This is a genomic window from Sphaerochaeta sp. S2, assembly GCF_016406725.1.
In the GTDB taxonomy this organism is placed as follows: domain Bacteria; phylum Spirochaetota; class Spirochaetia; order Sphaerochaetales; family Sphaerochaetaceae; genus Sphaerochaeta.
Map to the genome: position 1 here is coordinate 1 of NZ_JAEKNT010000416.1, position 2,704 is coordinate 2,704.

4 protein-coding genes are annotated in these 2,704 nt (G+C 44.1%); all 4 read left to right on the forward strand.

Annotation, left to right across the window (positions count from 1 at the left end):
* Positions 1 to 146: 146 nt before the first annotated feature.
* Positions 147 to 572 (forward strand): HD-GYP domain-containing protein, encoded by a 426-nt coding sequence (locus JF818_RS12060; RefSeq protein ID WP_233067572.1) that lies wholly within the window; start codon positions 147 to 149, stop codon positions 570 to 572.
* A gap of 161 nt (positions 573 to 733) precedes the next feature.
* Positions 734 to 1,174 carry a nuclear transport factor 2 family protein gene (locus tag JF818_RS12065; protein WP_198892249.1) on the forward strand — a complete coding sequence of 147 codons (441 nt, stop codon included), beginning with the start codon at positions 734 to 736 and terminating at the stop codon, positions 1,172 to 1,174.
* Between the two features lie 14 nt (positions 1,175 to 1,188).
* Positions 1,189 to 2,127, forward strand: coding sequence for an SDR family NAD(P)-dependent oxidoreductase (locus tag JF818_RS12070; RefSeq protein ID WP_198892250.1), 939 nt, complete (start codon positions 1,189 to 1,191; stop codon positions 2,125 to 2,127).
* Positions 2,128 to 2,250: 123 nt separating this feature from the next.
* On the forward strand, positions 2,251 to 2,704 hold a 454-nt coding region (locus JF818_RS12075), incomplete at its 3' end, for an ATP-binding cassette domain-containing protein (protein WP_198892251.1).

The window sequence follows — 2,704 nt, forward strand, 5'->3', positions numbered from 1 at the left end:
AAAGAAGTCTGGGTAGGTTAATCCTACCTGATTCAGCCTCTGTCGCTAGACAGGGGCCAGATGTATGCCCTTTTCTATTCAAGGCCCAATATATAGGAATGGGTGGTCATGTTGCTAGGGTGTATTTGGTTTGATGCTCACATCGAATGAGAATTGCCGGGCTTCTCCATGATATTGGGAAAATTGGAGTTCCTGAGAGTATACTCAACAAACCTGGAACGCTCTCAGAAAGCGAGTGGGAAGTTATCAAGCGGCATCCAGAGACAGGGTTCAGAATCCTCTCTGCATCAAATGAGTTCACCGATATTTCTAGTGCTATATTGGAGCATCATGAGCATTGGGATGGATCAGGATATCCTCGTGGCATCAGTGGTGAGTCTATCTCCCTTCAAGCAAAAATCATCACTGTTGTTGATGCATTCGATGCAATGACCAGCTCAAGATCCTATAAATATCCAATGAGCATCAAAAAGGCAATGCTTGAATTAGAACGATGTGCAGGAACACACTTTGAACCATCGATCGTTCGTGTCTTTCTCGATTCGTATGAAGAGTTCAACTCACCGGAATGAAAAGAGAGAACGATTATGAAATGATATCTTTGCGGGCGGAGAGTCAGCATACCATGCCAGGAAATTGAAAATTACCGCTCCTAATGCGAACATTTTCCCAAGCACAGCAAAAACTGTACTATATATTTCACAAGAGTTATCAGTAATCAGGAATGGGTACAATGGAATTTTCTATACAGAGCAAAGAACAACTCAGAGAATTATGGACCAATATCTACAATACAGAGGGGAAGCCCGACTGGTCCCACATATTACCTTACTATGATGAGCATATTTTCTTTTGGGACAGTGTCCAGAAAATCCATGGCATTGCAGAATTCACTGCAATGACCGAGCGCCTGATTGCCAGGTCAAGCGACCTGAAGATGGATATAAAGAATATTGCGCAGAACGGCAATGTCATGTTCCTTGAGTGGGAAATGACGCTGAGTTTCAAGAAATACCCCAATTCATCGGTATATGGTGCAAGCAGGGTAACCTTGAACGAACAGGGAAAAATCATAGAACAGCGCGATTACTATGACCTGTGGGGTGATATCTTTGATAACATCCCCCGCTTCGGCAAAGCCTATCGCAAGTTCATGCATAAGAAATTCGGGTAATACAAGGGGTAGTCATGAATCCCTATCTGAAAGAGTACGAATGGTCACATATTGCTGCCATGCTCAAGAACAACAAGGCAACCCCAAAGAAAGAAGAGAAAGACTTCGCCGGAAATTTGGTTGTCATTACTGGAGCTACCTCAGGTATCGGGTATGAGACAGCTAGGCTTTATGCTTCCCACGGCGCCTCCCTTCTGGTGATCAACAGGAACAAGGCGAAGTCAGAACAGCTGAAACAGGAAATAGAGCATGAATTCAAGGTACCCTGTACCTACTTTATTGCAGACTTCTCGCATCTTGATCAGATACATGCTGCCGCTACCATGCTGGCAGGACTAGCACAAGATATCGCCGTACTCATTCATAATGCCGGGGTATACAATACCAAAAAGCAGTTTACTGATGACAGCTTGGAGGAAGTCTTCCAGGTAAACTATCTTGCTTCCTTCATCATTACCTACAAACTGATGGATAAACTCAAACAACAGGAACGTGCAAGGATTTTATATGTCAATTCCGAGGGTCATAGGTTTGCACTCTCAGGCTTGCATCTCGATGATCTTGACTGGAATAGACACCATTACAGTGGATTGAAGAGCTACGGCTCAGCAAAAACTGCACAGCTGCTCTCTCTTTTCCCGTTTACCGAACACTTCAAGGATAGTGGAGTTACAATCAACGCTATGCACCCTGGTGATGTAAAAACGAACATGGGCGAGAATAACGGGAAGCTTTATAAATGGTTCAAGCATCACCTGATCAATCCTTCAGCCAGAACACCACTGCTCTCTGCCCAGGCGTTGTACTATCTGGGTGTCTCTGCTGAGTTGGAGGGAATTACTGGAAAGTTCTTCAACTTCACTACTGAAGAAATACCCGCTCCCCACGCGCTCGACCGTAAGATGGCTGAAAAGCTATGGGTAAAAAGCCTTACCATTTTACCAAACAATTAGCATAAAACATCACTGAAGGTAAGTTTTCTTGTCTCTATATTGTATTATTGTAAACGTTTACAGATTTTTCTTGACAGATAAGAAATGACATGTGAATAATATAATCGTACAAGGAGATGCGGAGTGAGTAACGTAATCCTGTCGATGAAGGCAATTGATAAGCGATTCGCCGGTGTACACGCACTCAAGGGTGTGGATTTCGATCTGCATGAGGGCGAGATTCATGCAATCGTCGGTGAAAACGGAGCTGGCAAATCAACGCTCATGAAAGCCCTCACGGGTATATTCCCCAAAGACTCAGGTGAAATCCATTATATGGGTAAGTTGTTTAATCCACAGGGCCCAAAGGAAGCATTGGATGCAGGTATTGCAATCGTGCACCAAGAGCTGAATATGATGGAGCATCTCACGGTTGCACAAAATATCTTTATCGGACGAGAGGCTACCAAACACGGCGGCTTGTTTCTGGATGAGAAAGCACAAAACAAGAGAGCCAGGGAGTTGTTTGCTCATCTGAATATGTCCATAGACCCAGAAGAAAAGGTACGGGATCTTACCCCTGTCCCTTATACACATC

Excerpts from the sequence above, each read along its gene's own strand:
- JF818_RS12060 (WP_233067572.1), top strand. The coding sequence starts at position 147 with ATGAGAATTGCCGGGCTTCTCCATGATATTGGGAAAATTGGAGTTCCT.
- JF818_RS12065 (WP_198892249.1), top strand. The coding sequence starts at position 734 with ATGGAATTTTCTATACAGAGCAAAGAACAACTCAGAGAATTATGGACC.
- JF818_RS12070 (WP_198892250.1), top strand. The coding sequence starts at position 1,189 with ATGAATCCCTATCTGAAAGAGTACGAATGGTCACATATTGCTGCCATG.